Source organism: Tatumella morbirosei (assembly GCF_000757425.2).
GTDB classification, from domain to species: Bacteria; Pseudomonadota; Gammaproteobacteria; order Enterobacterales; family Enterobacteriaceae; genus Tatumella; species Tatumella morbirosei.
The window spans coordinates 419,848-446,613 of the sequence record NZ_JPKR02000004.1; the positions used below are offsets into that span (position 1 = coordinate 419,848).

Genomic DNA, 26,766 nt, shown 5'->3' on the forward strand with positions numbered 1-26,766 from the left:
CCCCTTACATTATATTTTGAAGCGCTTTACCTGTCAGGACTGACAGGGTTTAACGAAATTCTTACGTTTTGGCGGTGGAAATATAGCGGCTCTGTTGTCAATAATAGTCAGGATTTAATTTCATATCACCGTACAAAGATGACTTCTGTCTGGTGTATTCACATTCTCTGATAATCACGAAATCTGATGACTAATAACCAAAAGAAACCTGTTCGAACTCACTGGCTGAGATGGCTGTTGTTAGTGATCCTGTGTGCGATTATTGGCGGAGTCGTCTGGCGGGTGTGGTTTTCCGGCGGTGCGGCGGGGGGCTTTGCCGGCCCTGGTGGTCCCGGCGGCCATGGCCGTGGCGGAGAAACGCAAAAGCATCAGGGAGGCGGCGGCGGTCGTTGGGGCGGGATGGCAGGTGGCGGGGCGGCATCCATCGTGCATGCCGGCGTTGCCAGCCAGGCCGATGTCCCGGTCTACCTGAGTGCCCCTGGCACCGTGATCCCCAATGCCAGTGTCACCGTGACCAGTCGGGTCGACGGACAGTTAGAGAAAGTCTATTTCACCGAAGGTCAGAAGGTAAAAGCCGGCCAGTTGCTGGCACAAATCGATGACCGTACCTATCAGGCGACGCTGGCCCAGTATCAGGGGGCGCTGGCTCAGAATCAGGCATTACTCACCAGCGCACGGTTAACCCTCGCCCGTTACCGTAAACTGTTTGCCGAAGACTCACTTTCCCGCCAGGACCTGGAGACTCAGGAAGCCACCACCGGCCAGTACGCGGGTGCCGTAAAAGAAGATCAGGCTCAGATTGACAGTGCCAAAGTCAACATCGGCTATGCACGAATTACCGCGCCGATCAGTGGCCGGGTGGGGTTACGGCTGATCGATCCCGGCAATATGGTACAGAGCTCATCCACCACCGGGATTGTGACTATCACCCAGATGCAGCCTGCGGCAGTCACCTTCAGTGTGCCGCAGAGCAATATCCCGACCCTGATCAAAGCGCTGCATCATGGCGAAGCGTTACCGGCGACCGCTTTTGATCAAAACAACACGACGGTACTGGCGCAGGGTGAAGTCCGCTTTATCAGTAACAGCATAGATACCAGCACCGGCAGTATCGAAATGAAAGCCACCTTTGCTAACCAGGATGAAGCCCTGTATGCCAACCAGTTTGTGAATCTGCGCCTGCAGACCAGTGTGCTGAAAAATGCCACGGTGGTGCCGGTACAGGCCGTGCAGTTGAGCAGCGACGGCAGCTTTGTGTTTGTGATTAACGCCGACAACACGGTGACCCGCAAACAAATCACCCCCGGTCCGGTCTACGGTACCGATAAGCAGGTGGTGCTGAGCGGGGTGAATCCGGGTGACCGGCTGGTGACCGATGGCATCGATCGTCTGACCACTGGCGCGAAAGTGTCAGTCGCCACAGACACTACAGTCAACAGTACCACCACCGACAGTGCCGCCTCTGCAGCGGCAGCTGAAAATAAAGACAGTACGCAGGCAAGTCAGTAATGAATCCGTCCCGGCTATTTATTCAGCGCCCTGTCGCCACCATCCTGCTGATGGTGGGTATTTTGTTATCAGGTATCTTCGCTTACCGCTTTCTGTCGGTGTCAGCACTGCCGGAGGTCGATTACCCGACCATTCAGGTCACCACGCTCTATCCCGGGGCCAGTCCCGATGTTATGTCAACCTCGGTGACCTCACCGCTGGAACGTAATCTGGGAGAAATGGCGGGCTTGAGTCAGATGACCTCTGACAGCTCCGGTGGATCCTCGATTATTACCCTGCGTTTTGATCTGAATCTCTCGCTGGATGTCGCCGAACAGGAAGTTCAGGCAGCGATTAATACGGCAACCAGCCTGTTACCGGATGATCTGCCGAATCCGCCAACCTACAAAAAGGTCAACCCGGCAGATACGGCAGTGATTACCCTGGCGGCGACCTCCGATAACCTGCCACTGACCCGTATTCAGGATTTGGTGAATACCCGGGTCGCCCTGAAACTGTCACAAATCAGCGGGGTAGGGATGGTGACTCTGGCCGGCGGGAATCAGCCGGCTATCCGCGTACAACTGAATCCGCAGGCGCTGGCTGCCCATAACCTGACCCTGCAAGACGTGAATACCCTCATCTCCAACAGTAACGTTAACGGTTCAAAAGGCGGATTTGACGGTAAATACCATTCGGTCACCATTGATGCCAATGATCAGCTAAGAACCCCGGAAGAGTACGGTAATCTGATCCTCACCTGGCAGAACGGTTCAGCTTTACGCCTGAAAGATATTGCCACTATCACTCAGGGGGCTGAGAACCGTTTCCAGTCCGCGTGGGCCAATAAGAAACCGGCCATCATTATCAGCGTGCAGCGCCAGCCCGGGGCCAACGTTATCCAGGTGGTGGACGGTATTAAAGCGCAGTTGCCGAAATTGCAGGCAACCTTACCGGACGGGGTCAAACTGACGGTAGTTTCTGACCGTACCCAGACTATCCGGGCCTCGATCGAGGATGTGCAGTTCGAACTGTTACTGTCGGTGGCGCTGGTGGTGATGGTGACTTTCCTGTTCCTGCGTAATATTGCCGCCACCCTGATTCCGAGTGTTGCGGTGCCGCTGTCACTGGTGGGTACCTTTGGGGTGATGTATCTGCTGGATTTCAGCCTGAATAACCTGTCACTGATGGCGCTGACCATTGCCACCGGCTTTGTTATCGATGATGCCATCGTGGTGGTGGAAAATATCTCGCGCCGGCTGGAAGACGGGGAGTCGCCGATGCAGGCGGCCCTGAAGGGGTCGCAGCAAATCGGTTTCACCCTGATATCCCTGACATTCTCACTGATTGCGGTACTGATCCCGTTATTATTTATGGGAGATGTGGTCGGCAGACTGTTCCGCGAATTCGCGATTACCTTGGCGGTTTCGATACTGGTGTCGCTGGTGGTCTCGCTGACGCTGACCCCCATGCTCAGTGCTTATCTGTTGCGCCATATTCCCAAAGAGAAACAGTCACGCTTTTCCCGCAAAGGGGAGGAGGTGTTTGATAAGATTATCCGTGGTTATGATCGCCTGCTGACGGTTGTGCTAAACCATCAGAAAATAACCCTGCTGGTGGCACTGGCGACCTTTGCACTGACGGCACTGCTGTATCTGGCGGTTCCGAAAGGTTTCTTCCCGCCACAGGATACCGGGCTGATTCAGGGCGCCACTATTGCGTCTCAGGATATCTCATTCCAGGAGATGTCCCGGCGCCAGCAGCAACTGGCGGATGTGGTGTTGCAAAACCCGTCGGTGGAGTCGCTGACGTCGACTATCGGGATTGATGGTTCCAATACCAGCCTCAACAGTGGCCGGTTGCAGATTAACCTGAAACCCTTCTCTGAACGCAGTGACAGCGGGGCGGAAATCGTTAAACAGCTACAGCAGGCTGCGCTGCAGGTGCCGGGGATTAAGCTGTATATGCAACAGGCGCAGGATCTGACGGTTGATGATCAGGTCACCCCGAGCCAGTATCAGTTCACGCTGGCCTCGCTCGACAGTGAAGATCTGGTGAACTACACCCCGAAACTGATCGCAGCCCTGGCAAAATATCCGGAATTTAACAGTGTGGTCAGTAATCTGCAGGATCAGGGGCGGATAGCTTATGTCGATCTGGACCGCGATAAAGCAGCCCGTCTGGGGATTACCGCCTCCGATGTCGATACCGCCCTGTATAACGCCTTCGGTCAGCGGCTGGTATCGACCATCTTTACCCAGGCTAACCAGTATCGGGTGGTTCTGGAAGTGGCGCCGCAATATCAGCAAAGCCCGCAGTCGCTGAACGATATTTACCTGCAGTCCTCGGTGAAGACCAGCTCTGCCGCCGACAGCAGTGCATCCACCTCCACCACTGACAGTACCAGTAGCACCAGTACCTCTTCGGATACTACGACCACCACCGGCATGGTGAAACTGACCTCGATAGCCACTATCCATCAGCGACTGGGTTCACTGATGAATATGCGGCTTAATCAATATCCGGCGGTGATGGTGTCGTTTAATCTTAATCAGGGCTATTCGCTTGAGCAGGCACAGCAAGCGATCAGTGAAGTCAGCAAACAACTCTCGATGCCTGCATCAATTACCATGGCGTACCAGGGGGAAGCTTCGGCGTTCCAGGCGGCGACCGGCAATACGCTGTGGCTGATCCTGGCCGCACTGCTGACCATGTATCTGGTGCTCGGGATCCTCTATGAAAGCTTTATCCACCCGGTGACGATTCTGTCGACTCTGCCCTCGGCGGCGATTGGTGCGCTGCTGGCCCTGTTGCTGACCGGCAATGAGTTCAGCCTGATAGCACTGATCGGGGTGATCCTGCTCATCGGTATCGTGAAAAAGAATGCGATCATGATGATCGACTTCGCCCTGGAAGCCGAAAACAAACAACATATGTCACCGCGGGAGGCTATCCATCAGGCGTGCCTGTTACGTTTCCGGCCGATTCTGATGACCACCATGGCGGCGTTGCTGGGGGCATTACCGTTGATGCTGGCGACCGGGTCTGGATCTGAATTACGTGCACCGCTGGGGCTGGTGATTGTCGGCGGACTGATTGTCAGCCAGGTACTGACCCTGTTCTCTACCCCGGTGATCTATCTGTGGTTCGACGGGATTTCTCAGCGTGGTAAGCGTTACATAAAACGTAAACGCAACCCGCGGGGGGCCTCATGAATATCACCCGGCTGTTTATTTTCCGGCCGGTTGCCACCCTGTTGCTGACCATGGCCATACTGCTGTTGGGCGCGCTGGGTTACCGGCTACTGCCGGTGGCCCCGTTACCACAGGTGGATTTCCCGACGATTATGGTCAGTGCCAGCCTGCCTGGCGCCAGTCCGGAAACCATGGCAGCGACCGTCGCTACCCCGCTGGAGCGTTCGCTGGGGGAAATTGCCGGGGTCAGCGAAATGACCTCCAGCAGTTCGCAAAGCTCCACCACCATTATTTTGCAGTTTGATCTGAGCCGCGATATCAACGGTGCTGCCCGCGATGTGCAGGCGGCTATCAATGCTGCCCGCAGCCTGTTACCGAGCAGTATGCCGTCGTTACCCACTTACCGTAAGGCCAACCCGTCAGACGCGCCGATAGTCATGCTGGCGCTGACATCGCCAAACCGGACGGCGGGTGAGTTGTATGATATTGCCGAAAGTAAAGTCGAGCAGGTACTGGCGCAGGTCAACGGGGTCGGGGCCGTCAGCCTGTTTGGCAGTGCGTTACCGGCAGTGCGTATCGACCTGCAGCCGGCGAAACTGACCCAGTATGGTATCTCTCTGGATACGGTACGTCAGGCGGTGGCTAACAGTACCTCTAACCTGCCAAAAGGTTTTTTGCAGGGGGATAAACTCTCCTGGTCTATCGACAGTAACAGCCAGTTGGAGAGTGCCGCTTACTACCGTCACCTGATTGTGGTTTATCAGAATGGTAATGCCGTGCGACTCAGCGACGTGGCGACGGTGTATGACAATGTGCAGGATAAATTCAATGCCGGTTTCCTGAACGGAAGTCCGGCGGTGATGCTGGGGGTGACCCGGCAGGCCGGGGCGAACATGCTGCAGACCATTGATGCGATTAAAGCCCAGTTGCCGGCATTAAGAGCCAGTATTCCGGCCGACACCGCCCTGAAACTGGTGGTGGACCGTTCGCCGCTGGTACGCGCATCACTCTATGATACCGAAGAGACCCTGCTGGTGGCCGTGTTACTGGTGATTGCCGTGGTATTTGTGTTCCTGCATAACTGGCAGGCGGTACTGATCCCGGCGGTCGCACTGCCGGTGTCGCTGATTGGCACCTGTATGGTGATGTACCTGTTGGGTTACAGCCTGGATAACCTGTCGCTGATGGCACTGATTATTGCCACCGGGTTTGTGGTCGATGATGCCATCGTGGTGCTGGAAAATATCATGCGCCATATTGAATCCGGGCTGGGGCCGGTGCGGGCGTCAGTGCGGGGTGCCAGAGAGGTGAGCTTTACCGTACTGTCGATGACGGTCTCTCTGATAGCGGTATTTATCCCGATCCTGCTGATGGGCAGTATCGTTGGTCGTTTGTTCCGGGAATTTGCGGTCACTCTGACCATTTCGCTGGTCATCTCGATGGTGGTGTCGTTGAGTCTGACCCCGATGTTGTGTGCGCGGCTGTTGAAACGCCATTCACCGGTCACCAAACGTCCCCATCCACTGTTTCGCTGGATAGAAACTCAGCTAAATCGCCTGTTAACTGCCTATACCCATGGGCTGAGCTGGGTGATGGCACACCAGAAACTGACGATGTTCAGCCTGCTGCTGACCATCCTGCTGAATCTGTTCCTCTATTCCGTGGTACAGAAGGGCTTCTTCCCGAATCAGGATACCGGATTGCTGATCGGGGCCGTACGTGCGGATCAGAATATTTCATTCCAGGCGATGCTGCCCAAAGTGAAGCAGTTTACCCAAATTATTCGTTCCGATCCGGCGGTAGACTCGGTGATGTCGTCAATGGGGGGCGGTATGTTCGGTTCCCGTAACTCAGCAACGTTCTTTATTCGTCTGAAAGACTTCAGTCAGCGCTCTGCAACCGCCACCGAAGTCGCTAACCGGCTGACGATGAAAGGCAGCCATGTGGCGGGCGCGCAGATGTTCCTGATGGCAGCCCAGGATATTCATGTCGGCGGACGCAGTGCTAACGCGACCTACCAGTTCAGTTTGCAGGCCGATGACCTCGATCTGTTAAGGGTCTGGACCCCGAAGGTGGCGGCCGCACTCAGGGCGATTCCGCAGTTGACCAGTGTCGATTCAGATTCACAAACCGGCGGCCAGGAAGTGATGATCGATATCGACCGTGACCGGGCCACCCGCTTAGGGGTGAACGTGAATATGCTGGATACCCTGCTGAACAACTCGTTTAGCCAGCGCCAAATTGCCACCATTTATAAAACGCTGAATCAGTACCATGTGGTGATGATGCTGCAAAGCAGTGATACTCAGGATCCGACGGAGCTTCAGCATCTGTATGTCATTAATAACAGCGGAGACAGGATCCCGCTTTCCGCCTTTGCCAGCTTCAGAGGAGGCAATGCACCGTTGTCTGTGGCGCATCAGGGGCAGTCAGCCACCAGTACCATTGCCTTTAACCTGGCGGATGGTGTTTCGCTGGAACAGGCGCAGCAACTGATAAACCAGGCGATGGCGAAGATTGCGCTGCCGGATACTATCTCCGCCGGCTTCCAGGGCACGGCGAAAGCCTTTAGCCAACTGACGGCGACGATGCCGTGGCTGATTGCCGCAGCACTGCTGGCGGTGTATATCGTGCTGGGGATGCTGTATGAAAGTTATGTCCATCCACTGACGATACTCTCTACGCTGCCTTCCGCCGGCGTCGGGGCCTTATTGTTACTGCTGCTGACCAATACACAGTTGACCGTTATCGCGCTGATTGGGATTGTGCTGCTGATTGGGATTGTGAAAAAGAACGCGATTATGATGATCGACTTTGCGCTGGATGCTGAACGCCGGCAGGGGCTGACGCCACAACAGGCGATTACTCAGGCCTGTATTCATCGTTTCAGACCGATCATGATGACGACTCTGGCGGCATTCTTTGGCGCACTGCCACTGGCGCTGGGCCATGGCGGTGATGCCGATCTCCGTAGCCCGTTAGGGCTGGCGATTGCCGGTGGCCTGGCCCTTAGCCAGTTACTGACTCTCTTTACCACCCCGGTGGTGTATTTGTGGCTGGACCGGTTAAGCCGGGCCACTAAACGACAATGGCACCGTGTCCGGGCCCCAGGATCCTGATTGATGAAATTCACGAAAAAACTGACACCGGTCTGTCTGGCATTACTGCTCAGTGGTTGTATGGTGGGGCCGGACTATCATCGCCCGTCAGCGGATATTCCGCTTCAGTACAAAGAAGCGAAGGGCTGGCAACAGGCCCGGCCCGGGGATTCACTTCCCAAAGGGGAATGGTGGCGGGTCTACAATGATCCGGTGCTGAACCAGTTGATGCCACAGGTGGCGATTTCTAACCAGAACATCGCCATGTATCTGGCGCAATACCGGGAGGCTCAGGCGCTGGCCGCTCAGTCGAAAGCCGCGCTGTTCCCGACCGTTTCCGGCAGTGCCGGTTCAACCCGAAGTGCCAGCCACAGCAGTGGCAGCAACCCGGTGCAGAGTATTTCCAACAGCCATACGGCAGAGTTGTCTGCCAGCTGGGAACTGGATCTGTGGGGTAAGCTGCGGCGGACCCTGGAAGAAAACCGCGCCACCGCCTCGGCCAGTGCGGCGGAGTTGGCGAATGCCACCCTCAGTGCACAGTCTGAACTGGCGCAGGATTATTTCCAGCTACGCTTTATGGATCAGCGCATCGCGCTCTACCAGCAGAGTATCGATGCCTATAGCGGCTATTTAAGAGTGATTAATAACAAATACCAGGCCGGCAGTGAGGACAGAGCGACGCTGGCGCAGGCGCAAAATCAACTGGCAAGTACCCGCGCCACGGCACTGGACTATCAGTGGCAGCGTGCCCAGCTTGAACATGCGATAGCCTTATTACTGGGCAAAACACCTTCCGAATTCTCGTTGCCGGTAGCGCCTTTGCAGGGAACCCTGCCATCCATTCCGGCAGCCGTTCCCGGCACTCTGCTGCAACGCCGTCCGGATATCGCCTATGCCGAACGTAATGTGGCCGCGGCCAATGCGGCGGTGGGGGTGGCGATTGCCGGTTACTTCCCTGATCTGAGCATCAGTGCCAGCGGCGGATTCAGTTCATCCGTATTGCACAATTTATTCTCACTCCCGCAAAGGGTCTGGTCACTGGGGCCAGAGCTCAGCGGCACGGTACTGGACTTCGGTGCCACCTCTGCCGAAGTGAACCAGGCAAGGGCTTCGTATGATGCCAGTGTCGCCACCTATCGCCAGACCGTGCTGACGGCTATCCAGGGCGTTGAGGATGACCTGGTGGAACTGAATACCCTGCAACAAGAGATAGCGGCTCAGCAGGAAGCCACTACCGCGGCGATTGAATCTGCCCGGGTCACCCGTAATCAGTACGACGCCGGAATGATCGATTATCTGGATGTCGCGACCACCGAAAATACCAGTCTCAGCTCCCGCCAGAGCCTGCTTTCACTGCAGAGTACCCAGTGGGTGACCAGTGTTGCGTTGATAGCGGCACTGGGCGGTGGCTGGGACAGTTCACAGCTGCCTGACGCGCCAGCCGCCAGCCGCCAGTAATCCTGCCCCTTACAGCCACAGGTTTCTGAGTTTTCAGCGACCTGTGGCTGAGCACTAATTGCACAAAAATAGCGACATTTTCTGCCGGGGAATTGTGTCAGGCGACACAAACGTGTTTAATTCCTGATATTACTATCTGAAAGCTAAGGAGAGTGGATGTTTAGCTTGTTGCGAGGACTTTGTCGGGTACTGTGGCGCATCCGTGTTCAGGGAGACTTATCGGTACTGAATAACAGCAAAGTACTGCTTACGCCTAACCACGTCTCTTTCCTTGATGGTGTACTGCTGGCACTGTTTTTGCCGGTAAAACCGGTGTTTGCCGTCTGGTCCGGGTTGTCTGATAAGTGGTATATGAAGGCGGTTAAGTCACTGGTAGAAGTGGTGACACTCGACCCGTTAAAACCGATGTCAGTCAAACAGCTGATCCGCATTGTGGAACAGGGGCGGCCGGTGGTGATTTTCCCGGAAGGCCGGATTTCGGTGACCGGCTCGCTGATGAAAGTCTACAGTGGCGCGGGATTTGTGGCGGCGAAAAGCGGTGCCAGTGTGGTGCCGGTGCGGATTGAAGGTGCCGAATACAGCTGGTTTGCCCGTAAAAGTGGTGAAATCCGGCGTCGTGCTTTTCCTCAAATCTCCCTGCATATTCTGCCTGCCACCGTGATTCCGATGCCGGAGGCTCCCTCTGCCCGCCAGCGGCGTGCCCGGGCCGGTGAACACCTGCAACATATAATGATGGAAGCCCGGATGGCGGTGCGTCCCCGGCAAACCTTATTCGATGCCTATCTCAGCGCGGCCAAACGCTATGGCTGGCACCGTCCCTGTCTTGAAGATGTACAGTTTTCGCCGGACAGTTACCGTGGCTTATTGAAGAAAATTCTGGGTGTGGCCCGGTTGCTGGATAAATATTGTCCACCCACTGCCACTCCCGGGCTGTTACTGCCGAACACCTCCATCACCCCTGCGGTTATTTTAGGGGCGATACTGCGGGGCCGTGTTCCGGCGATGCTCAATTATTCCGCCGGGGTGAAAGGATTACAGGTGGCGGTCACTGCGGCGAAGATCACCACGATTTTTACCTCCCGCCAGTTCCTGGATAAGGGAAAACTCTGGTACCTGACCGAAGGGATCAGCGGGGTCAACTGGGTCTATCTGGAGGATTTGAAACCGGCACTGAAGTTCGGCGACAAACTGTGGATACTCTGGCATCTGGTGGTACCGCATAAAGCTCAGGTGGCGCAACAGCCGGAAGATGCGGCCATGATTCTGTTTACTTCCGGGTCTGAGGGGAACCCGAAAGGCGTGGTGCACAGCCATAAGAGCTTGCTGGCCAATGTGGAACAGATTCGTACCGTCGCGGATTTCCGGCCCGGTGATCGTTTTATGTCCTCGTTGCCACTGTTTCATGCCTTTGGCTTGACCGTCGGGTTGTTAACACCGCTGTTTACCGGCGCAGAAACCTTTCTGTATCCCAGCCCGCTGCACTACCGGATTATCCCCGAACTGGTCTATGACCGGAACTGTACCGTGCTGTTTGGTACCCCGGCCTTCCTGGCCCGCTATGCACAGTATGCGCATCCTTATGATTTCGCCCGACTGCGGTATGTGGTGGCGGGTGCCGAGAAGCTGCGTGACTCCACCCGCGACCTCTATATGGAGAAATTCGGGCTGCGTATTCTTGAAGGCTACGGAGCGACCGAATGTGCGCCGGTATTATCCATTAATGTGCCGATGGCTGCCCGCTTCAACACCGTTGGCCGTATCCTGCCGGCAATGGATTACCGCCTGATTTCCGTCCCGGGTATTGAAGATGGCGGGCGCTTGCAGGTCTGTGGTCCAAACCTGATGAAAGGTTACTTACGCCTGGAAGCCCCGGGGGTGATTGAGCCTCCGGCGGCAGATAACGGTGAAGGGGTGAGTGAAGCTGGCTGGTATGATACCGGCGATATTGTCAGCTTCGACAGCGAAGGGTTCTGCCAGATCCAGGGGCGGGTGAAACGCTTTGCCAAACTGGCAGGGGAGATGGTTTCTCTGGAAATCCCGGAACTGGTGGCTTTGCATGTTTCGGCTGATTATCAGCATGCATCATCAGTTAAATCTGATCCTCTGCGCGGTGAAGCCCTGGTATTATTTACCACAGATCCGCATCTGAACCGGGAGCGGTTACTCCAGGCCAGCCGTGAGCTGGGCTATAGTGAATTAACCGTCCCGCGGGATATCCGTTATTTGTCGCAGTTACCTGTGCTGGGTAGTGGAAAGCCCGATTATCAGCAACTGAAAGTGATGGCCGCAGACGCGGAACCGCAACCTGTCGGGAGTGATAATGAATGATTTGAGTTCAGGTCCTGCGCCCGAACGGAGCTCCGGTTTACGACCGGTACTACTGGCTCAGTTTTTTTCCGCCTTCGGTGATAACGCTTTATTATTCGCCACCCTGGCGGTGCTGAAACGCGCCGATTATGCCGAATGGACACAACCCGTGCTGCAAATGGTATTTGTGGTGGCTTATGTCGTGCTGGCCCCCTTTGTCGGACAGTTTGCCGACAGTTTCCCCAAAGGTCGGGTCATGATGTTAGCCAACGGGCTGAAATTTATCGGTGCCGCGTTGATTGGCATTAATTTTAATCCGTTTGTTGGTTATGCGCTGGTGGGTATTGGCGCGGCGGCTTACTCACCGGCCAAATACGGTATTCTTGGCGAGCTGATGAGCAAAGAGCAGCTGATTCGTGGCAATGGCCTGATGGAAAGCTCCACCATTGCGGCCATTCTACTCGGATCGGTAACCGGCGGTGTGCTGGCTGACTGGCATATCTCTACCGCGTTGCTGGTGTGTGCGGTGATTTATGCGCTGGCCGTGCTGGCGAATATGCTGATCCCACCTCTACCGGCGGCTAAGCCCGGTAAAAACTGGCGCTGGCGGCACATGGTCAGCCGTTTCCGTCAGGATGGGCAGGCCCTGTGGCAGGACACCGACACCCGTTTTTCGTTAATTGGTACCAGTATGTTCTGGGGCGCCGGAGTCACGTTACGTTTTCTGCTGGTACTGTGGGTGCCTGCCGCCTTGGGAATTGTGGATAATAAAACGCCGACATTGCTGAATGCGATGGTGGCTATCGGGATTGTGGGCGGCGCGTTACTGGCGGAAAAACTCATCTCTCTGAAGCATACCAGGCGATGCATGCCCGCCGGAATTCTGGTCGGCCTGGTGGTGGTCGCCTTCACCCTGACGCACCATCTGTACAGTGGAGGATTCTGGCTGATTATGCTCGGTATTTGTGGCGGGCTGTTTGTGGTGCCGTTAAATGCCCTGCTGCAGGTGCGTGGTCAGGCTTCTGTCGGGGCGGGGCCGGCGATCGCGGTACAAAATCTGGGTGAAAACATGGCCATGCTGGTTATGTTAGCCATCTATACGTTGGCTGTGCGTCTGGGAGCTTCTGCGGTATTGACGGGGATTGCCTTCGGTAGTCTGTTCTCGCTGGCGATTGTCGGTTTATGGATCTGGCAATGGAACCGGCAGCGTCAGCACTCACGTCAGCAGCCGCTGTAGCCTGCCGCGGCAGGCTACAGCTAAGCTGTTAAGGCGCCGGATAAGTATAGCGACGATGAATGGCTTCCAGTTGCTGCATCAGTTCTTCATCCAGTGTCAGATTAAAACTGTCAATATTCACCTTCAGCTGTTGTAGCGTGGTCGCGCCCAGCAGGGTACTGGCGACAAAAGGTTGCTGACGAACAAACGCCAGCGCCATCTGAGACGGGTCCAGACCATGTTGTTGTGCCAGGGCAACATAGGCCGCCACCGCTTCAGCAGACTGTTCTCCGGAGTAGCGGGTAAAGCGGCTAAACAGGGTATTTCTGGCATTCGCGGGTTGCTGACCGTTCAGGTACTTACCGCTTAAGGTCCCGAATCCGAGGGATGAATAGGCAAGTAACTCTACCCCTTCGTACTGGCTGATTTCCGCCAGTCCGACTTCAAAACTCCGGTTCAGCAGGCTGTAGGGGTTCTGGATGGTCACAATGCGCGGCAGTTCATGTTTTTCTGCCAGTTGCAGGTAGCGCATCACTCCCCAGGGGGTTTCATTCGAGACTCCGATATAGCGGATTTTTCCCGCCCGCACCTGTTCAGACAACGCTTCCAGGGTTTCCAGCAGTGTCACCGGCACATTTTCTTCGGTGTACTGATAGCCCAGCTTGCCAAAAAAGTTGGCGGGACGTTGCGGCCAGTGGATCTGATACAAATCGAGGTAATCGGTATTCAACCGTTGCAGGCTGGCATCCAGTGCCGCCCGGATATTTTTGCGGTCAACCGCCTGACCGGGACGGATCTGCGCATCACTGCCTCTGGCAGGGCCGGCCACCTTACTGGCCAGGATAATCTTGTCACGGTTGCCGGTTTTTTTCAGCCAGCTGCCAATATATTGCTCGGTCAGCCCCTGAGTTTCCGGGCGGGGAGGGACCGGATACATCTCGGCGGTATCCACCAGGTTGATTCCCTGGCTCAGGGCGAAATCTAATTGCGCATGTGCATCGGCTTCACTGTTTTGCTCGCCGAAGGTCATGGTACCCAGGCCCAGCTGACTCACTTCCAGCGAACTATGGGGAATGCGATGATAGAGCATTGCTGGTTTCCTTTTTGTCATGGTTGTCATGATGGGTAAAGGGAAATCTACACTGGCACCCGGCGCAAGTCCAGACCCGCCGGACGTCGCGGTCTGTTTCGCCGGAACAGGGCGGCAGGGATTCCCGGACAGGCGTAAACTCAGCTTATCTGCTGTTTGGCGTTCGACGTCCGGACCCATCAGCTCCGGTCAGGAGAGTGTAGAAAATATTGTCGGGAGGGGAGCATCACCGAAAAAACGATAACCTGCTGCCGCGATCTCTGTCACTGTCTTATCAGAAAGTGGTAATGTCGGGCAGCACCTGAAAGAATTATTCTGAACGACCTAGCGTTCAATAATACCGGAGATTTCGTCACCATTAATCTGGATGAGATTGCCAGCTTCATCGGTGTATTCCACCAGACCGGTATCTTTATCTATTTTGGGTTTCCCGTCAGTCATGATCATCCGGCCATCTTTGGTCGCCATCACGTAGTGGCTGCTGCAGCCCGCTAACAGTGCACTGCCCAACAAAATGCCACACAGGGCGGTTTTTTTTAGATTTTTCATTCTGTTCCCCGACAGGTTTTAGATTCATTATTCCTGGTATAAATGATTTACACAAGGTAAACCAACCGGACAGGTCTGAATTAAAAAATAAACAGCCAAAAAGCAGTAACTAAATATTAACGGGGAGTGACCGGCAGCCCACAGTGGCGTTTTGCACTGCTGACTACCGGCCAGAAAGTATGGCGGAAACTTAGTGGGTGTTTTTCTTACCGCGCAGCAGATTGAGTAATTCGACCCCCATCGAAAAGAACATCGCGAAATAGATGTAGCCTTTTGGCACGTGTACAGCAAAACTTTCCAGTATCAGGGTAAAACCCACCAGGATCAAAAATGCCAGCGCCAGCATTTTTATCGTCGGATGGCGCTCAACAAACTCACCAATCGCCTTTGCGGCAAACATCATCATCAGTACGGCAATCACGACCGCAGCCATCATAATAAACAGATGGTCTGACAAACCGACGGCAGTAATTACTGAGTCGAGGCTGAAGATGATATCCAGCAGCATGATTTGCACTATCGCACCGATAAAGGAATGAACGCGGCTCTGCGGCGCTTCTTCATCTCCCTCGATAGTTTCGTGGATCTCTTTACCGGATTTCCAGATAAGAAATAATCCCCCGGCCAGCAATATCAGGTCTCTGGCAGAAAAATCATGACTCATCAGGGTAAATAATGGCGTCGTCAGACGCACCACCCAGGCGATGGAAGCCAGCAATGCCAGTCTCATCAGCATAGCCGCCATCAGGCCTAAACGCCGCGCACTGTTTTGCTGATGTGCCGGCAGTTTAGACACGACCAGCGAAAGAAAAATGATATTGTCGATACCCAGCACAACTTCCAGAACAATCAGTGTCCCGAGCGCCAGCCAGGCATTAGGGTCCGCAATCCACTCGAACATACTCACATCAATCCTAAACGAAAGCTAAACAGGGAGTATAACCGGGCTATATTCTGCGACTAAAGTAAAAAATGACGGGCCAGCAGGGGGCCGGTAAAGGTTTTCTTCAGATAAAAACCCCGTGGCAATGTCATGACGGGTTCTCCCTGCGGACCGATGCCTTCGGTCAGGGCTTTACTATTGGCCGCTTTGGGACGGATTTGCAGATACTGACCATGCCTGGCGGTAATCTTATCCACCTCACCCAGCACAATCATATCCATCAGTTCTTCCCAGTCTGCCCGCAGCATTTGATCCTCCTGTTCCGAAGGGCTCCATAACAGCGGGCTGCCTATCCGGCGCTGTTTCAGAGGGATGGTCCTGGAGCCTTCAACCGGAATCCATAACACCCGGGACAGCTTGTGCCGAAGATGGCTGTGTTGCCACTCTACGCCTGTGTTGCCGGTTAAAGGTGCAACACAGACAAAGGTAGTTTCCAGCGGACGCCCAAGGCTATCCACCGGGATGGTTTTCAGTTCAATTCCCAGGTGAGCGAAGTCCTGCTCTGCTTTGCTACCGGCACTGGCGCCCAGATGAAGTTCAATCAGGGTACCGACCCAGCCTTTATCCCGTCGCAGATCTGCCGGCACAGAAAGTGCCAGTGCCGCAGCCAGTTCCTCCAGAGACTGGCCCGCCAGAGCATAGGCTCGTTGCATCAGTACCTGCTCATTTTCCGGGACAGGAACGGGTGGGGAAGGATAATTCATAGGGCTCCCGGGGTTGATTAAAAATTGCCCTGCTGTGATCTGTGAACCATACACAGGATAAATTACAGGGGATAAACCAGATAATAGCATGATTAATCGTGATTTTTTATCCTGTTGTTCGCTGCAAACCGCTCAGGACCCCGGGTTTATACCTTGTTGTCATCAATAATAAACAGGATTATACGCCCTGTTATCCACAGAAAATTGGGATAACTGTGAATTAACCCGACTACTGGTTCGATTTACAGCCTTGACTTTACCTGAAAGTGCCAAATTTTTGGCTGTTGTGGGCAACATCTCGCCATAAACTGTGGATAAAAATGGCGGTGGTTAAAATTTGTGCATTGAGCTAAGTGCGGTTTGTGATGGATGAATTTTTTGTGAATCTTTAGAGTGGAAAATATGATTAACTTTATAATATATATGGGTTATTTTATTTTTGTTTCGCGAGGTGAATCGTATTTATCTACTGCATTATTCAGGGAATTCCCGCGTTCTGCACAAAGCTATCCACAGAAAAGGTGCATAAAATTACCTTTCATTGACCGTTTCTGTTTATAACTTGACTAAAAATTGTGAGTTATCCCGGAATTATTATAGTGAAAGCCCATCAGCCAATGGTTTACCGCCTGTAAGGAGTATGAAACAATCAGGCTATCTAAAGATAGCTTTGAGGTAGTCTGGTGATCGATGATGATGGCTACCGCCCGAATGTTGGGATTGTAATCTGTAACAGGCAAGGACAGGTTCTGTGGGCCAGGCGGTTTGGACAACATTCCTGGCAATTTCCTCAGGGAGGAATTAACCCTGGTGAAACCCCGGAACAGGCGATGTATCGCGAGTTGTTCGAAGAAGTCGGGTTGCATCGTAAAGATGTACGTATTATCGCCTCTACCCGTAACTGGCTACGTTACAAGTTGCCTAAACGTTTGGTGCGTTGGGATACCCGGCCGGTATGTATCGGCCAGAAACAAAAATGGTTTCTGTTACAGCTGCAATCTCATGATGGCGCTATCAATGTCCAGGGAAGCAGTACGCCTGAATTTGATGGCTGGCGCTGGGTAAGTTTCTGGTATCCGGTGCGGCAGGTTGTTTCTTTCAAACGGGATGTGTATCGCCGGGTGATGAAAGAGTTTGCTACTGTCGTGATGTCTGTCGCGGAAAATTCACTGCAACGCAGTCAACCCTCTGGCAGAAGAAAAAGAGGATAGAGCATGCCGCTGATGCTCACTCAGTTGCGCGATATTGTCGAAAAGGTGGCCAGTGCTTCCCGGTTGAATGAGGCACTGGAGATCCTGGTCCACGAAATTTGCCGTGTGATGGAAACCGAAGTCTGCTCGGTGTATCTGGCCGACCAGGAGCGTCAGTGCTATTACCTGATGGCGACCCGCGGTTTGAAAAAGCCGCGGGGTCGCACCATTACTCTCGCTCTGGATGAAGGGATTGTCGGGCTGGTCGGCCGGCTTGCCGAGCCGATTAACCTTGCTGATGTTCAAAGTCACCCCAGTTTCAAATTTATCCCGTCGGTAAAAGAGGAGAACTATCGTTCATTCCTCGGGGCGCCCATTATCAACCGCCGTCAGGTGCTGGGGGTTTTGGTCGTTCAGCAGCGTGAACTGCGTTCCTTTGATGAGACCGAAGAGTCGTTCCTGATGACCCTGGCCACCCAGGTCGGAACCTTACTCTCTCAGTCACAGGTCGGACAGCTGTTTGGCGTGTTTCGCCAGAGCCGCATCCGGGCGATTGCGGCTTCTCCCGGGGTCGCTGTCGCCCCCGGCTGGGTAGACCATATTCAGCCGACGCTGGACCAGGTCACTCAGGCTTCCACCCTGAATACAGGGCAGGAAAAAGAACGTTTACTGCAGGCTATCAGTGAATCCGGCGACGAGTTTCGGCGTTACAGTAAACGCTTCACCTCCAGTGTGCAGAAAGAAAGTGCGGCGATTTTCGATCTCTATTCCCACCTGCTCAGCGATCCGCGTCTGAAGAAGGATCTGCTGGCGGAGATTGATCGGGGTTCCGTAGCGGAATGGGCGGTGAAAACGGTGATTGAACAATACGCCGGACAGTTTGCCGACCTGAAAGATGCCTATCTGCGTGAACGCAGCGGGGATATCCGCGAACTGGGCCAGCGTTTGCTGTTCCACCTTGATGACAGTCTGCAGGGCACCAATGCCTGGCCGGAACGCTTTGTGCTGGTGGCCGATGAACTGACAGCCACCGCGCTGGCCGAAGTACCGCCGGAACGGCTGGCGGGGGTCGTGGTACGTGATGGTGCCGCCAACTCTCATGCCGCGATCCTGACCCGTGCCATGGGGATACCGGCAGTGATGGGGGCGGATATTCGCCCGGAACAGCTGAATAAACATCTGTTAATTGTTGATGGTTACCGTGGCGAGTTACTGGTCGATCCGGAACCGATCCTGATTAAAGAGTATCAACGGCTGATCCGCGAAGAGAATGCCCTGAGTAAAACGGCCGAAACAGTGGCAGAACAACCGGGTGAGCTGAAAAGCGGCGAGAACATTGAGATTCTGTTGAATGCGGGGCTCAGTGCTGAACTGGAACAGGCACTGAACAACTGGGTTGACGGGGTTGGACTCTACCGGACCGAAGTGCCGTTTATGTTACAAAGCGGTTTCCCTTCTGAAGAAGAGCAGGTTGCGCAGTATCAGGGAATGTTGCAACTGTTTAATAACAAGTCGGTCACGCTACGAACTCTGGATATTGGTGCGGATAAACAGCTGCCTTATATGCCGATTAGCGAAGAGAACCCGAGTCTGGGATGGCGCGGAATTCGCCTGACACTGGATCAACCGGATATTTTTCTGGTGCAGGTCAGGGCGATGCTGAGGGCGAACGCGGCATCCGGTAATCTGAATATTCTGCTGCCGATGGTCACCAGCATTGATGAGATTGATGATGCCCGTAAACTGATTGAGCGGGCAGGTCATGAGGTCGAAGAGATGCTGGGCTACGTGATCCCCCGGCCGAAGGTTGGCATCATGATTGAAGTGCCGTCGATGGTATTTTTGATCCCTCAGGTTGCCCGCAGTGTGGATTTTATCTCCGTGGGCAGTAATGACCTGACCCAGTACCTGCTGGCGGTGGACCGGAACAACACCCGGGTGGCCAATCTGTACGATCCCTTACATCCGTCGGTTTTGCAGGCGCTGTACCACATTAGTGCGGAAGCCCGCAGGCATAATCTGCCGATGAGCTTGTGCGGGGAAATGGCCGGCGATCCGATGTGTGTGGCCTTGCTGATAGGTATGGGGTTCCGTCATCTGAGCATGAACGGCAAAAATGTGCCCAGGGTTAAGTATCTGTTACGCCACCTGGATTGCAGTGAAACGGAACAGCTGGCTGAGCAGGTGTTACAGGCCAGTACCGCCAGTGAAATTCGTTATCAGGTCGCGGTTTTTATGGAGCGGCGTGGATTAGGAGGCTTGATCCGTGGCGGGCGCTAAGTGCTCATTCATGTTTACATTTGCCTCTCACACCGACTGAGAGGCTGTGCTATCATGCGCTCCTCTTTACTGTCTGGCTCCCGGGAATCCCCGTGACGGCAGGCTTTCAGATAGAAAGAATAATGGTGAAAGATGACTAACGGCTATCTTGCTTTTCCAAAATTTGACCCGGTGATTTTTTCTGTCGGTCCGGTTTCGCTTCACTGGTACGGTCTGATGTATCTTGTCGGTTTCATTTTTGCCATGTGGCTGGCGGGTCGTCGGGCGAATAAGCCAGGCAGTGGCTGGACCAAAAATGAGGTCGAAAATTTACTCTATGCCGGTTTCCTGGGGGTCTTCCTGGGCGGACGTATCGGTTATGTCCTGTTCTATAATCTGCCGCTGTTCCTGGCGAATCCCCTCTATTTATTCAAGGTGTGGGATGGTGGCATGTCATTCCACGGGGGACTGATTGGTGTCATTATTGTGATGCTGATTTTTGCCCGCCGTACTCACCGTACTTTCTTTCAGGTGTCTGATTTTATTGCCCCGTTAATCCCGTTTGGTCTGGGGGCTGGTCGTCTGGGGAATTTTATTAACGGTGAGTTGTGGGGCCGTGTTGACCCAAACTGTCCGTGGGCGATGCTGTTCCCGGGGTCCCGTGAAGAAGATGTGGCACTGGTAGCGACGCATCCACAATGGCAATCGTTGCTGGATACCTATGGGGTATTGCCACGTCATCCGTCGCAGATTTATGAGCTGTTACTGGAAGGGGTGATTTTGTTTATCATCCTGAATGTGTTTATTCGAAAACCGCGCCCACGGGGAAGTGTTTCTGGTCTGTTCCTGATTGGTTACGGCGCTTTCCGGATTATTGTGGAATTTTTCCGTCAGCCGGATGCCCAGTTGGGACTGTTCGATGGCGTAATCAGTATGGGGCAGATCCTCTCCATACCAATGATTCTGGCCGGTGTTATTATGATGATTTGGGCTTACCGTACCAGCCCCCTGAAACAACCGGGTGAAGTAAAATGAAACAGTATCTGGAACTGATGCAGAAGGTGTTAAACGAAGGCACAGCCAAAGACGACCGTACCGGCACCGGGACGTTGTCGATTTTTGGTCATCAGATGCGTTTCGATCTGCAGCAGGGCTTCCCGCTGGTTACCACCAAAAAATGTCATCTGCGTTCCATTATTCATGAACTATTATGGTTCCTGCAGGGTGACACCAATATTGGTTACCTGAAAGACAATAAAGTCAGTATCTGGGATGAATGGGCGGATGAAAATGGCGATTTAGGCCCGGTTTATGGCAAACAGTGGCGTAGCTGGCCCGCCGCCGATGGTCGTCATATCGACCAGATCAGCGAAGTGATCCGCCAGCTAAAACAAGACCCGAATTCACGGCGTATTATTGTTTCTGCGTGGAATGTCGGTGAGCTGGATAAAATGGCGCTGGCGCCGTGTCATGCCTTTTTCCAGTTTTATGTGGCTGACGGACGCCTCAGTTGCCAGTTATATCAACGTTCCTGTGATATTTTCCTCGGACTGCCATTTAATATCGCCAGTTATGCTCTGCTGGTCCATATGGTGGCACAGCAATGTGATCTGCAGGTGGGGGATTTTGTCTGGACAGGCGGGGATACCCATCTGTACAACAATCACCTGGAACAGACCCGTTTGCAGTTAACCCGCGAACCACGTCCGTTACCGGTGCTAAAAATTAAGCGTAAGCCGGAATCTATTTTCGATTATCGCTTTGAAGATTTCGAGATTGAAGGTTATGACCCGCATCCGGCTATCAAAGCCCCGGTCGCTGTCTGATTTCACTTCTCCGGTCCTGAAATAACGCGGCAGAGCCTGACAGCTCTGCCGTTTTTTTTGGGTTGATGTCTCAGAATTGCGGGGGCTTTCTGGTTTGCCCTGCGGGTGTCTGCAATCTGTATTCCGGGCCTACGGCCAGCCACCTAAACCCTCAGTTTTCGCCTGTCGTCTGGATAAATTGTTCGCCACACTGGGGCAATGAACAGAAACCGATTAATGATATCCACCGGTGGATTCACGATACCGGAACTGATGGTCGTTTTGCTGATTATTGCCCTGCTGGCCGGTGGCGCCGGGCATTTCTGGCAAAACTGGCGTCACCGGCAGCAACTGTCAGAAACCGCCCGCCAGTTGCATTTTTTCCTTACCGGGATTCGTGAATATGCACACCGCACCAACCGCGATTTACCCTTGACGGTAACACAGCGCGACGGTTACTGGTGTGTTGATGCTCATCCGCGGCCGGAAGCCAGAGACTGTAGCCAGCCGGGGCGTTTTGTCTGGCGATCACCCTATCCTCAGCAGGCCGCTCCTGAGGTTAACGGAGAACCCGGGTTCTATGGTCGTCGGAGTGTGGCGCGGGCCGGAAGTATTGAGTTTGGGCCGGCAGAGCTGCGCTGGCGGGTGATCATTTCGGCGTATGCCCGAATCCGGGTCTGCCCGCCGGAACAGGAGGGGTGTGTGTGAAAAAATTCCCGCGGTTACCTTCATCGCAAAGGATTACGGCCGGCTTTACTTTAGGCGAAATGCTGCTGGCACTGTTACTCACCGGCATCATATTTCTTGCCGCCGGGCAGTTTTTTCCGCAGTTGTTTCAGCAAACCCGCCGGTTACAGCAACAGCAGTTGCTGGCTCAGGAGATTCAGCAGTTGATGCTGATTCTCGAAAAAAGCCTGCGCCGCGCAGGTTATTGCCAACAGGCGCCCTGTATCCTGCCCGCCATCACGATAAGTCAGGATGGACACTGCCTGATTGTGCGGGGTCAGGAGCGACGCCGGGTGTCAGCCGGACTGGCTGGGGCATTACACAATGAAAGTTATGGTTACCGCTGGCGTGCAGGGCAGATAGAAACCCGGCGCGGTGTGACCGGGTGTCAGGGCAGTGGCTGGGAACGGCTGACAGACCCAGCGACTCTGCGGGTGGATGAACTGGCTTTTAGTCTGCAGGCACCCCGCATTGGCATCAGCTTACGGGTGTCAGCCGGGCCGGATATCCGCCTGCAACGTCAGCACTGGTTACTGGCGGAAAATTTGTGAACCGCCGGGGCAGCAGTCCGCTATTAATGGTGATGGGACTGTTATTGTCAGGGATTATATTACTGCATGGCAGCGCCCGGTTACTGGAAAACAGCATGGCAGGCATAGCGGATGAAACAGTTTATTTGCGGGACTTCTACCAGGCGCAGTCGGCATTGCAATGGGGGTTATCACGCCAGTGGCCGAAGGCGGCCGGCTGGCAATGCCAGTCTCCCGATTCCCTGGAGTGGCGGAGTTGTCTGTTATGGCAAACCGCCGATACCGCACTGTTACTGGGACAGTCAGCCAACGGTGAAAAAAATCTTTGGCGGCAGGTGGCTGCCGCTAACACGGCTGGCCGGAAGGTGGTGGCGGTGCCTGTCGGATGGACCGACCTCTGTCCGCTACCGGACGAGGCATTGTGCGCCGTGTCGTCGCCAGGGGTTTAGTCTGGCAGAATGTCTGATTGCGTTACTTATTTTATCACTGAGCGTTTTGCTGCTTTCCGGATATCATCAGCAACTGGTATATGGTTTCCGGGTACGGCAGGCACAGCGTGATGCCGGTTGGGCAGCGACCCAGGTGCTGGCCGGTAAACCCCCGGCAGGATGGGACAGTGAGTTGCAGCGGAAAATGACGGAGGATGGCTGTCTGCGGATTACCGCGAAAGTGCAGGGGCCGTTTAACCGGCATGCTGAGCTGGAACAGTTGTTTTGTCCGCCGTTTAATCAACACCTGCCGCAATAAGTGTGCTAAGGCTTGCAACCGGTGGGTGAGCAGGTAGAGTGACGGGCATAGCCGGCAGCAGTTTCAGGAGAGAATATGTTCAGCGTTTACCATTCCAATCATCTGGATATTTTGAAGGATCTGACTGCCCATATCATAAAAGTGCAGCCGCTGGAGGATCCTTTTGCCAGTGAAGTGGTGTTGGTGCAAAGCCCGGGGATGGCGCAGTGGTTGCAGATGTCACTGGCAGAAACCTTTGGGATTGCGGCGAATATAGAATTTCCGCTGCCAGCCACCTTTATCTGGCAGATGTTTGTCCGGGTATTACCCGATATTCCTCAGCAGAGCGCGTTTAATAAAAGTGCAATGAGCTGGAAGCTGATGACGCTGTTACCAGAGATGCTGGAACGCGACGATTTTCTGCCTCTGCGCCATTACCTGACTGACGATGAGGATAAACGTAAGCTCTTTCAGCTCAGTAGCCGTATTGCCGACCTGTTTGACCAGTATCTGGTCTATCGCCCTGACTGGCTCAATTTGTGGGAGCAGCAGCAGATGGCTGAGGGACCTGGCGAGGCTCAACTCTGGCAGGCCCCGTTATGGCGCGCGCTGGTGGAATATACCGCCGAACTGGGCCAGCCAGAATGGCACCGTGCTAACCTCTATTCACGGTTTATTCAGGCGCTGGAGCAGAGTACTACACCGCCACCCGGACTGCCGCCACGGGTATTTATCTGCGGTATTTCGGCATTACCCCCGGTATACCTGCAGGCCTTACAGGCACTGGGCCGGCATATTGATATTCACTTGTTGTTTACCAACCCCTGTCGTGATTACTGGGGGGATATCCGTGATGCTGCGTTTCTTGCCAGGCTACAAAACCGCCAGCGCCGGCTCCATAACTCCTCGCAGCAACGGACAATGTTCCGCCAGCCGGATCAGGCTGCATCGCTGTTTACTGCCGACGGGGAACAGCAACTGACCCAGCCGTTACTCGCCTCCTGGGGTAAACTCGGGCGGGATAATCTCTATTTGCTGGCACAGATGGATGCGCTGGACAATGAAATAGATGCCTTCGCCGAACCCGGTCGTGATACTCTGCTACACAGCCTGCAACAAGATATTCTTAACCTGGAAGATCATGCGGTGACCGGGCTGACGTTAGAACAATTCAATGATAGTGGCCGTAAGCGACGTCTGGCCACAGATGATGAGTCGTTTTCGCTACATGCCTGCCATAGCCCACAACGTGAAACCGAGGTGTTGCAGGATTACCTGCTGGCTCTGATGGAAGCCGATCCTGAGCTGAAGCCGCGGGATATCATTGTGATGGTTGCCGATATCGACAGTTACTCGCCGTTTATTCAGTCGGTGTTTGGCGGAGCTGACCGGCAACGTCATATCCCGTTTGCCATTTCAGACCGACGAGCCAGCCATGCTCATCCGGTCATTCAGGCGTTTCTGCAGCTGTTGTCACTGCCTGACAGCCGTTTTACGCCGGAAGATGTGCTGGCGTTGCTGGAGGTTCCCGCGCTGGCAGCCCGATTCGCGATTAATGAACAGGGGTTAACCACCTTACGGCACTGGGTAGATGAATCCGGTGTTCGCTGGGGGCTGGATGACCACAGTGTCAGTGAGCTTGCGCTGCCGGTGACCGGACAACATACCTGGCAGTTTGGTCTGCAGCGAATGTTGCTGGGGTATGCACTGGACAGTGACCAGGGCGACTGGCAGGGGATTTTACCCTACGATGAAGCTGCCGGGCTGATGGCGGAACTTGCCGGGCAGTTGGCGGAATTACTCAGTTGCCTGGCGGAGTGGCGCCAACGTTTACGACAGAATCTGACCCTGACTGACTGGCAGCCCTGCTGTCGCGAGATGATGACGACTTTTTTCGCGGGGGATGCAGACAGTGAAGCCGCCCTGGCTATTATTGATGAGCAGTGGCGACAGTTGACTGAGCAGGGGATTGAGGCCCGTTATCCGGCCGAAATTCCGGTCACGATACTGCGTGATGAACTGCGTTCGAAACTCGATCAACAGCGGATCAGCCAGCGTTTCCTGGCAGGCCAGGTGAACTTCTGTACCCTGATGCCAATGCGTTCTATCCCCTTTAAAGTGGTTTGCCTGTTAGGAATGAATGATGGCGTTTACCCGCGAACCCTGACGCCTTCAGGGTTTGACCTGATGCAACAATCCCCCCGTCGGGGAGATCGCAGCCGTCGGGATGATGACCGTTACCTGTTTCTTGAAGCCCTGGTGTCTGCCCGTGACCGGTTGTATATCAGCTATATCGGCCGAAGTATTCAGGACAACCGGGAGCGGCTGCCCTCGGTTCTGGTCAGTGAACTGTGCGAATATATTTCGCAGAGTTTTTGCCTGCCAGGAGATGAAATACTCAATGTGGACGACAGTGCACGGCGGGTCGCTGAACATCTGGTACATCATCACAGCCGCACCCCGTTTGCGGAACAAAACTTTATTCCGCACCGTGGCGGGCAGAGTTTTGCCAGTGAATGGCTGCCTTCAGCCCTCGGACAGGGAGAGGCGATGCCTGACTTTGCTCAGCCACTGCCCGATTTTCAGTGTCAGGAAATCACCCTGAATCAGCTGATAAGCTTCTGGCGACATCCGGTACGGGCATGGTTTACCGAGCGTCTGGGAGTACGGTTTGTCGATCAGCAGGAGGATCTCCCCGATACCGAACCTTTTGAACTGGATAATCTGCAACGTTATCAGCTAAATCAACAGTTACTGAACACGCTGATTTTCGGACAGGATAGTGAACTGTTTTTCCGCCGTCAGCGTCTGGCAGGGCATCTGCCCTATGGCGCATTTGGCTCAATTTTGCGTGAGAAACAGCTGGCTGAGATGCAGGAAATTGCCGGTCTGGTGCAGGGACAAATCGCAGAAACCCGCAGCATCGAGGTCGATCTGGAACTGTCGGTACGGCTGACTGGCTGGCTGACCGGTGTTCAGCCGGATGGCATTTTACGCTGGCGTCCCGGGGAGCTGAACCTGAGTGATGGCCTGCTGTTATGGACAGAGCATATGGTGTATTGCGCACTGGGCGGTCAGGGTATCAGCCGGATGTATGGGCGTAAGAACAGTTGCTGGCGTTTTTTACCGCTGCCTCAGGCAGAGGCCACTGAGCAACTCGAACGTCTGATAGCCGGTTACAGGCAGGGAATGAATCAGCCGTTGCTACTGCTAAAAGGTTGCGGCGGAAGCTGGCTGACGGCCAGTCTGGGGAAAGATAATCAGCTGTTGAAGGATGAAGAGACCCAACGCAAAGCCCTGCAGAAACTGACCGATGCCTGGAATGGTAATTTTCTGGTGCCTGGTGAAGGGAGTGACCCTTGCCTGAAACGGCTATCCCGTGAGGCAGACCCGCTGATGATTCAGGAGATATGCTCCGCGGCTGAGCGGTGGTATCTGCCGGTGATTTTAGCCCATGTCGCCGAATAAGCTGGCGGCGTCGGG

At 54.3% G+C, this 26,766-nt stretch carries 19 protein-coding genes; 15 read left to right on the forward strand and 4 right to left on the reverse strand.

Annotation, left to right across the window (positions count from 1 at the left end; genetic code table 11):
• Positions 1-186: 186 nt before the first annotated feature.
• The 6 genes from HA49_RS13225 to lplT all read left to right on the forward strand — a co-directional run bounded on the left by HA49_RS13225 (position 187) and on the right by lplT (position 12,782).
• Entirely contained in the window at positions 187-1,509 is a 1,323-nt protein-coding gene (locus HA49_RS13225) for an MdtA/MuxA family multidrug efflux RND transporter periplasmic adaptor subunit (RefSeq protein ID WP_046791831.1), read from the forward strand.
• On the forward strand, positions 1,509-4,703 hold the full coding sequence (locus tag HA49_RS13230; protein ID WP_038018245.1) for an efflux RND transporter permease subunit: 3,195 nt from the start codon (positions 1,509-1,511) through the stop codon (positions 4,701-4,703). Before HA49_RS13225 ends, HA49_RS13230 begins: the two co-directional genes overlap by 1 nt.
• Positions 4,700-7,801 (forward strand): efflux RND transporter permease subunit, encoded by a 3,102-nt coding sequence (locus HA49_RS13235; protein WP_038018247.1) that lies wholly within the window; start codon positions 4,700-4,702, stop codon positions 7,799-7,801. Before HA49_RS13230 ends, HA49_RS13235 begins: the two co-directional genes overlap by 4 nt.
• A 3-nt stretch (positions 7,802-7,804) precedes the next feature.
• Positions 7,805-9,238: an efflux transporter outer membrane subunit gene (locus tag HA49_RS13240; protein WP_038018249.1), complete on the forward strand. Its 1,434-nt coding sequence runs from the start codon at positions 7,805-7,807 to the stop codon at positions 9,236-9,238.
• A gap of 156 nt (positions 9,239-9,394) precedes the next feature.
• Complete coding sequence (aas, locus tag HA49_RS13245) at positions 9,395-11,566, forward strand: bifunctional acyl-ACP--phospholipid O-acyltransferase/long-chain-fatty-acid--ACP ligase (RefSeq protein WP_038018251.1); 2,172 nt, start codon at positions 9,395-9,397, stop codon at positions 11,564-11,566.
• The gene (gene lplT, locus HA49_RS13250) at positions 11,559-12,782 is read left to right on the forward strand and encodes a lysophospholipid transporter LplT (protein ID WP_038018253.1); all 1,224 of its coding nucleotides are present in this window, start codon (positions 11,559-11,561) and stop codon (positions 12,780-12,782) included. Before aas ends, lplT begins: the two co-directional genes overlap by 8 nt.
• Positions 12,783-12,810: 28 nt before the next feature.
• Here lplT and HA49_RS13255 read toward each other — a convergent pair whose 3' ends face one another.
• The 4 genes from HA49_RS13255 to mutH form a co-directional block, all read right to left on the reverse strand.
• The gene (locus HA49_RS13255; RefSeq protein WP_038019371.1) at positions 12,811-13,851 is read right to left on the reverse strand and encodes an NADP(H)-dependent aldo-keto reductase; all 1,041 of its coding nucleotides are present in this window, start codon (positions 13,849-13,851) and stop codon (positions 12,811-12,813) included.
• Between the two features lie 324 nt (positions 13,852-14,175).
• On the reverse strand, positions 14,176-14,400 hold the full coding sequence (locus HA49_RS13260; RefSeq protein ID WP_038018255.1) for a YgdI/YgdR family lipoprotein: 225 nt from the start codon (positions 14,398-14,400) through the stop codon (positions 14,176-14,178).
• Positions 14,401-14,590: 190 nt separating this feature from the next.
• Positions 14,591-15,301 (reverse strand): TerC family protein, encoded by a 711-nt coding sequence (locus HA49_RS13265; RefSeq protein ID WP_038018257.1) that lies wholly within the window; start codon positions 15,299-15,301, stop codon positions 14,591-14,593.
• Positions 15,302-15,360: 59 nt separating this feature from the next.
• Positions 15,361-16,047 carry a DNA mismatch repair endonuclease MutH gene (mutH, locus tag HA49_RS13270; protein ID WP_038018259.1) on the reverse strand — a complete coding sequence of 229 codons (687 nt, stop codon included), beginning with the start codon at positions 16,045-16,047 and terminating at the stop codon, positions 15,361-15,363.
• A gap of 683 nt (positions 16,048-16,730) precedes the next feature.
• Here mutH and rppH point away from each other — a divergent pair.
• From rppH to recC, 9 genes are all read left to right on the forward strand, one after another.
• Entirely contained in the window at positions 16,731-17,258 is a 528-nt protein-coding gene (gene rppH, locus HA49_RS13275) for an RNA pyrophosphohydrolase (RefSeq protein ID WP_038018261.1), read from the forward strand.
• Positions 17,259-17,270: 12 nt separating this feature from the next.
• Positions 17,271-19,517, forward strand: coding sequence for a phosphoenolpyruvate--protein phosphotransferase (gene ptsP, locus HA49_RS13280; protein ID WP_038019373.1), 2,247 nt, complete (start codon positions 17,271-17,273; stop codon positions 19,515-19,517).
• 132 nt (positions 19,518-19,649) lie between these two features.
• A complete protein-coding gene (gene lgt / locus HA49_RS13285) occupies positions 19,650-20,531 on the forward strand; it encodes a prolipoprotein diacylglyceryl transferase (RefSeq protein WP_038018263.1) in 882 nt (293 codons plus the stop codon).
• Positions 20,528-21,322, forward strand: coding sequence for a thymidylate synthase (gene thyA / locus HA49_RS13290; protein WP_038018265.1), 795 nt, complete (start codon positions 20,528-20,530; stop codon positions 21,320-21,322). The genes lgt and thyA overlap by 4 nt, the downstream gene beginning before the upstream one ends.
• Before the next feature lie 216 nt (positions 21,323-21,538).
• The gene (locus HA49_RS13295; protein WP_052752499.1) at positions 21,539-22,009 is read left to right on the forward strand and encodes a prepilin-type N-terminal cleavage/methylation domain-containing protein; all 471 of its coding nucleotides are present in this window, start codon (positions 21,539-21,541) and stop codon (positions 22,007-22,009) included.
• Positions 22,006-22,578, forward strand: a complete 573-nt coding sequence (locus HA49_RS13300) for a prepilin peptidase-dependent protein (RefSeq protein ID WP_052752500.1) — start codon at positions 22,006-22,008, stop codon at positions 22,576-22,578. The genes HA49_RS13295 and HA49_RS13300 overlap by 4 nt, the downstream gene beginning before the upstream one ends.
• On the forward strand, positions 22,575-23,006 hold the full coding sequence (locus HA49_RS21830) for a DUF2509 family protein (protein WP_052752501.1): 432 nt from the start codon (positions 22,575-22,577) through the stop codon (positions 23,004-23,006). Before HA49_RS13300 ends, HA49_RS21830 begins: the two co-directional genes overlap by 4 nt.
• A gap of 46 nt (positions 23,007-23,052) precedes the next feature.
• On the forward strand, positions 23,053-23,304 hold the full coding sequence (locus HA49_RS21835) for a prepilin-type N-terminal cleavage/methylation domain-containing protein (RefSeq protein WP_052752502.1): 252 nt from the start codon (positions 23,053-23,055) through the stop codon (positions 23,302-23,304).
• 75 nt (positions 23,305-23,379) lie between these two features.
• Complete coding sequence (recC, locus tag HA49_RS13315; RefSeq protein ID WP_038018269.1) at positions 23,380-26,751, forward strand: exodeoxyribonuclease V subunit gamma; 3,372 nt, start codon at positions 23,380-23,382, stop codon at positions 26,749-26,751.
• The last annotated feature ends 15 nt before the right edge of the window (positions 26,752-26,766 follow it).

Bases quoted from the DNA above. Each gene is read 5' to 3' on its own strand.
- HA49_RS13225 (WP_046791831.1), top strand. From the start codon at position 187: ATGACTAATAACCAAAAGAAACCTGTTCGAACTCACTGGCTGAGATGG.
- HA49_RS13230 (WP_038018245.1), top strand. From the start codon at position 1,509: ATGAATCCGTCCCGGCTATTTATTCAGCGCCCTGTCGCCACCATCCTG.
- HA49_RS13235 (WP_038018247.1), top strand. From the start codon at position 4,700: ATGAATATCACCCGGCTGTTTATTTTCCGGCCGGTTGCCACCCTGTTG.
- HA49_RS13240 (WP_038018249.1), top strand. From the start codon at position 7,805: ATGAAATTCACGAAAAAACTGACACCGGTCTGTCTGGCATTACTGCTC.
- aas (WP_038018251.1), top strand. From the start codon at position 9,395: ATGTTTAGCTTGTTGCGAGGACTTTGTCGGGTACTGTGGCGCATCCGT.
- lplT (WP_038018253.1), top strand. From the start codon at position 11,559: ATGAATGATTTGAGTTCAGGTCCTGCGCCCGAACGGAGCTCCGGTTTA.
- HA49_RS13255 (WP_038019371.1), bottom strand. From the start codon at position 13,851: ATGCTCTATCATCGCATTCCCCATAGTTCGCTGGAAGTGAGTCAGCTG.
- HA49_RS13260 (WP_038018255.1), bottom strand. From the start codon at position 14,400: ATGAAAAATCTAAAAAAAACCGCCCTGTGTGGCATTTTGTTGGGCAGT.
- HA49_RS13265 (WP_038018257.1), bottom strand. From the start codon at position 15,301: ATGTTCGAGTGGATTGCGGACCCTAATGCCTGGCTGGCGCTCGGGACA.
- mutH (WP_038018259.1), bottom strand. From the start codon at position 16,047: ATGAATTATCCTTCCCCACCCGTTCCTGTCCCGGAAAATGAGCAGGTA.
- ptsP (WP_038019373.1), top strand. From the start codon at position 17,271: ATGCTCACTCAGTTGCGCGATATTGTCGAAAAGGTGGCCAGTGCTTCC.
- lgt (WP_038018263.1), top strand. From the start codon at position 19,650: ATGACTAACGGCTATCTTGCTTTTCCAAAATTTGACCCGGTGATTTTT.
- thyA (WP_038018265.1), top strand. From the start codon at position 20,528: ATGAAACAGTATCTGGAACTGATGCAGAAGGTGTTAAACGAAGGCACA.
- HA49_RS13295 (WP_052752499.1), top strand. From the start codon at position 21,539: ATGATATCCACCGGTGGATTCACGATACCGGAACTGATGGTCGTTTTG.
- recC (WP_038018269.1), top strand. From the start codon at position 23,380: ATGTTCAGCGTTTACCATTCCAATCATCTGGATATTTTGAAGGATCTG.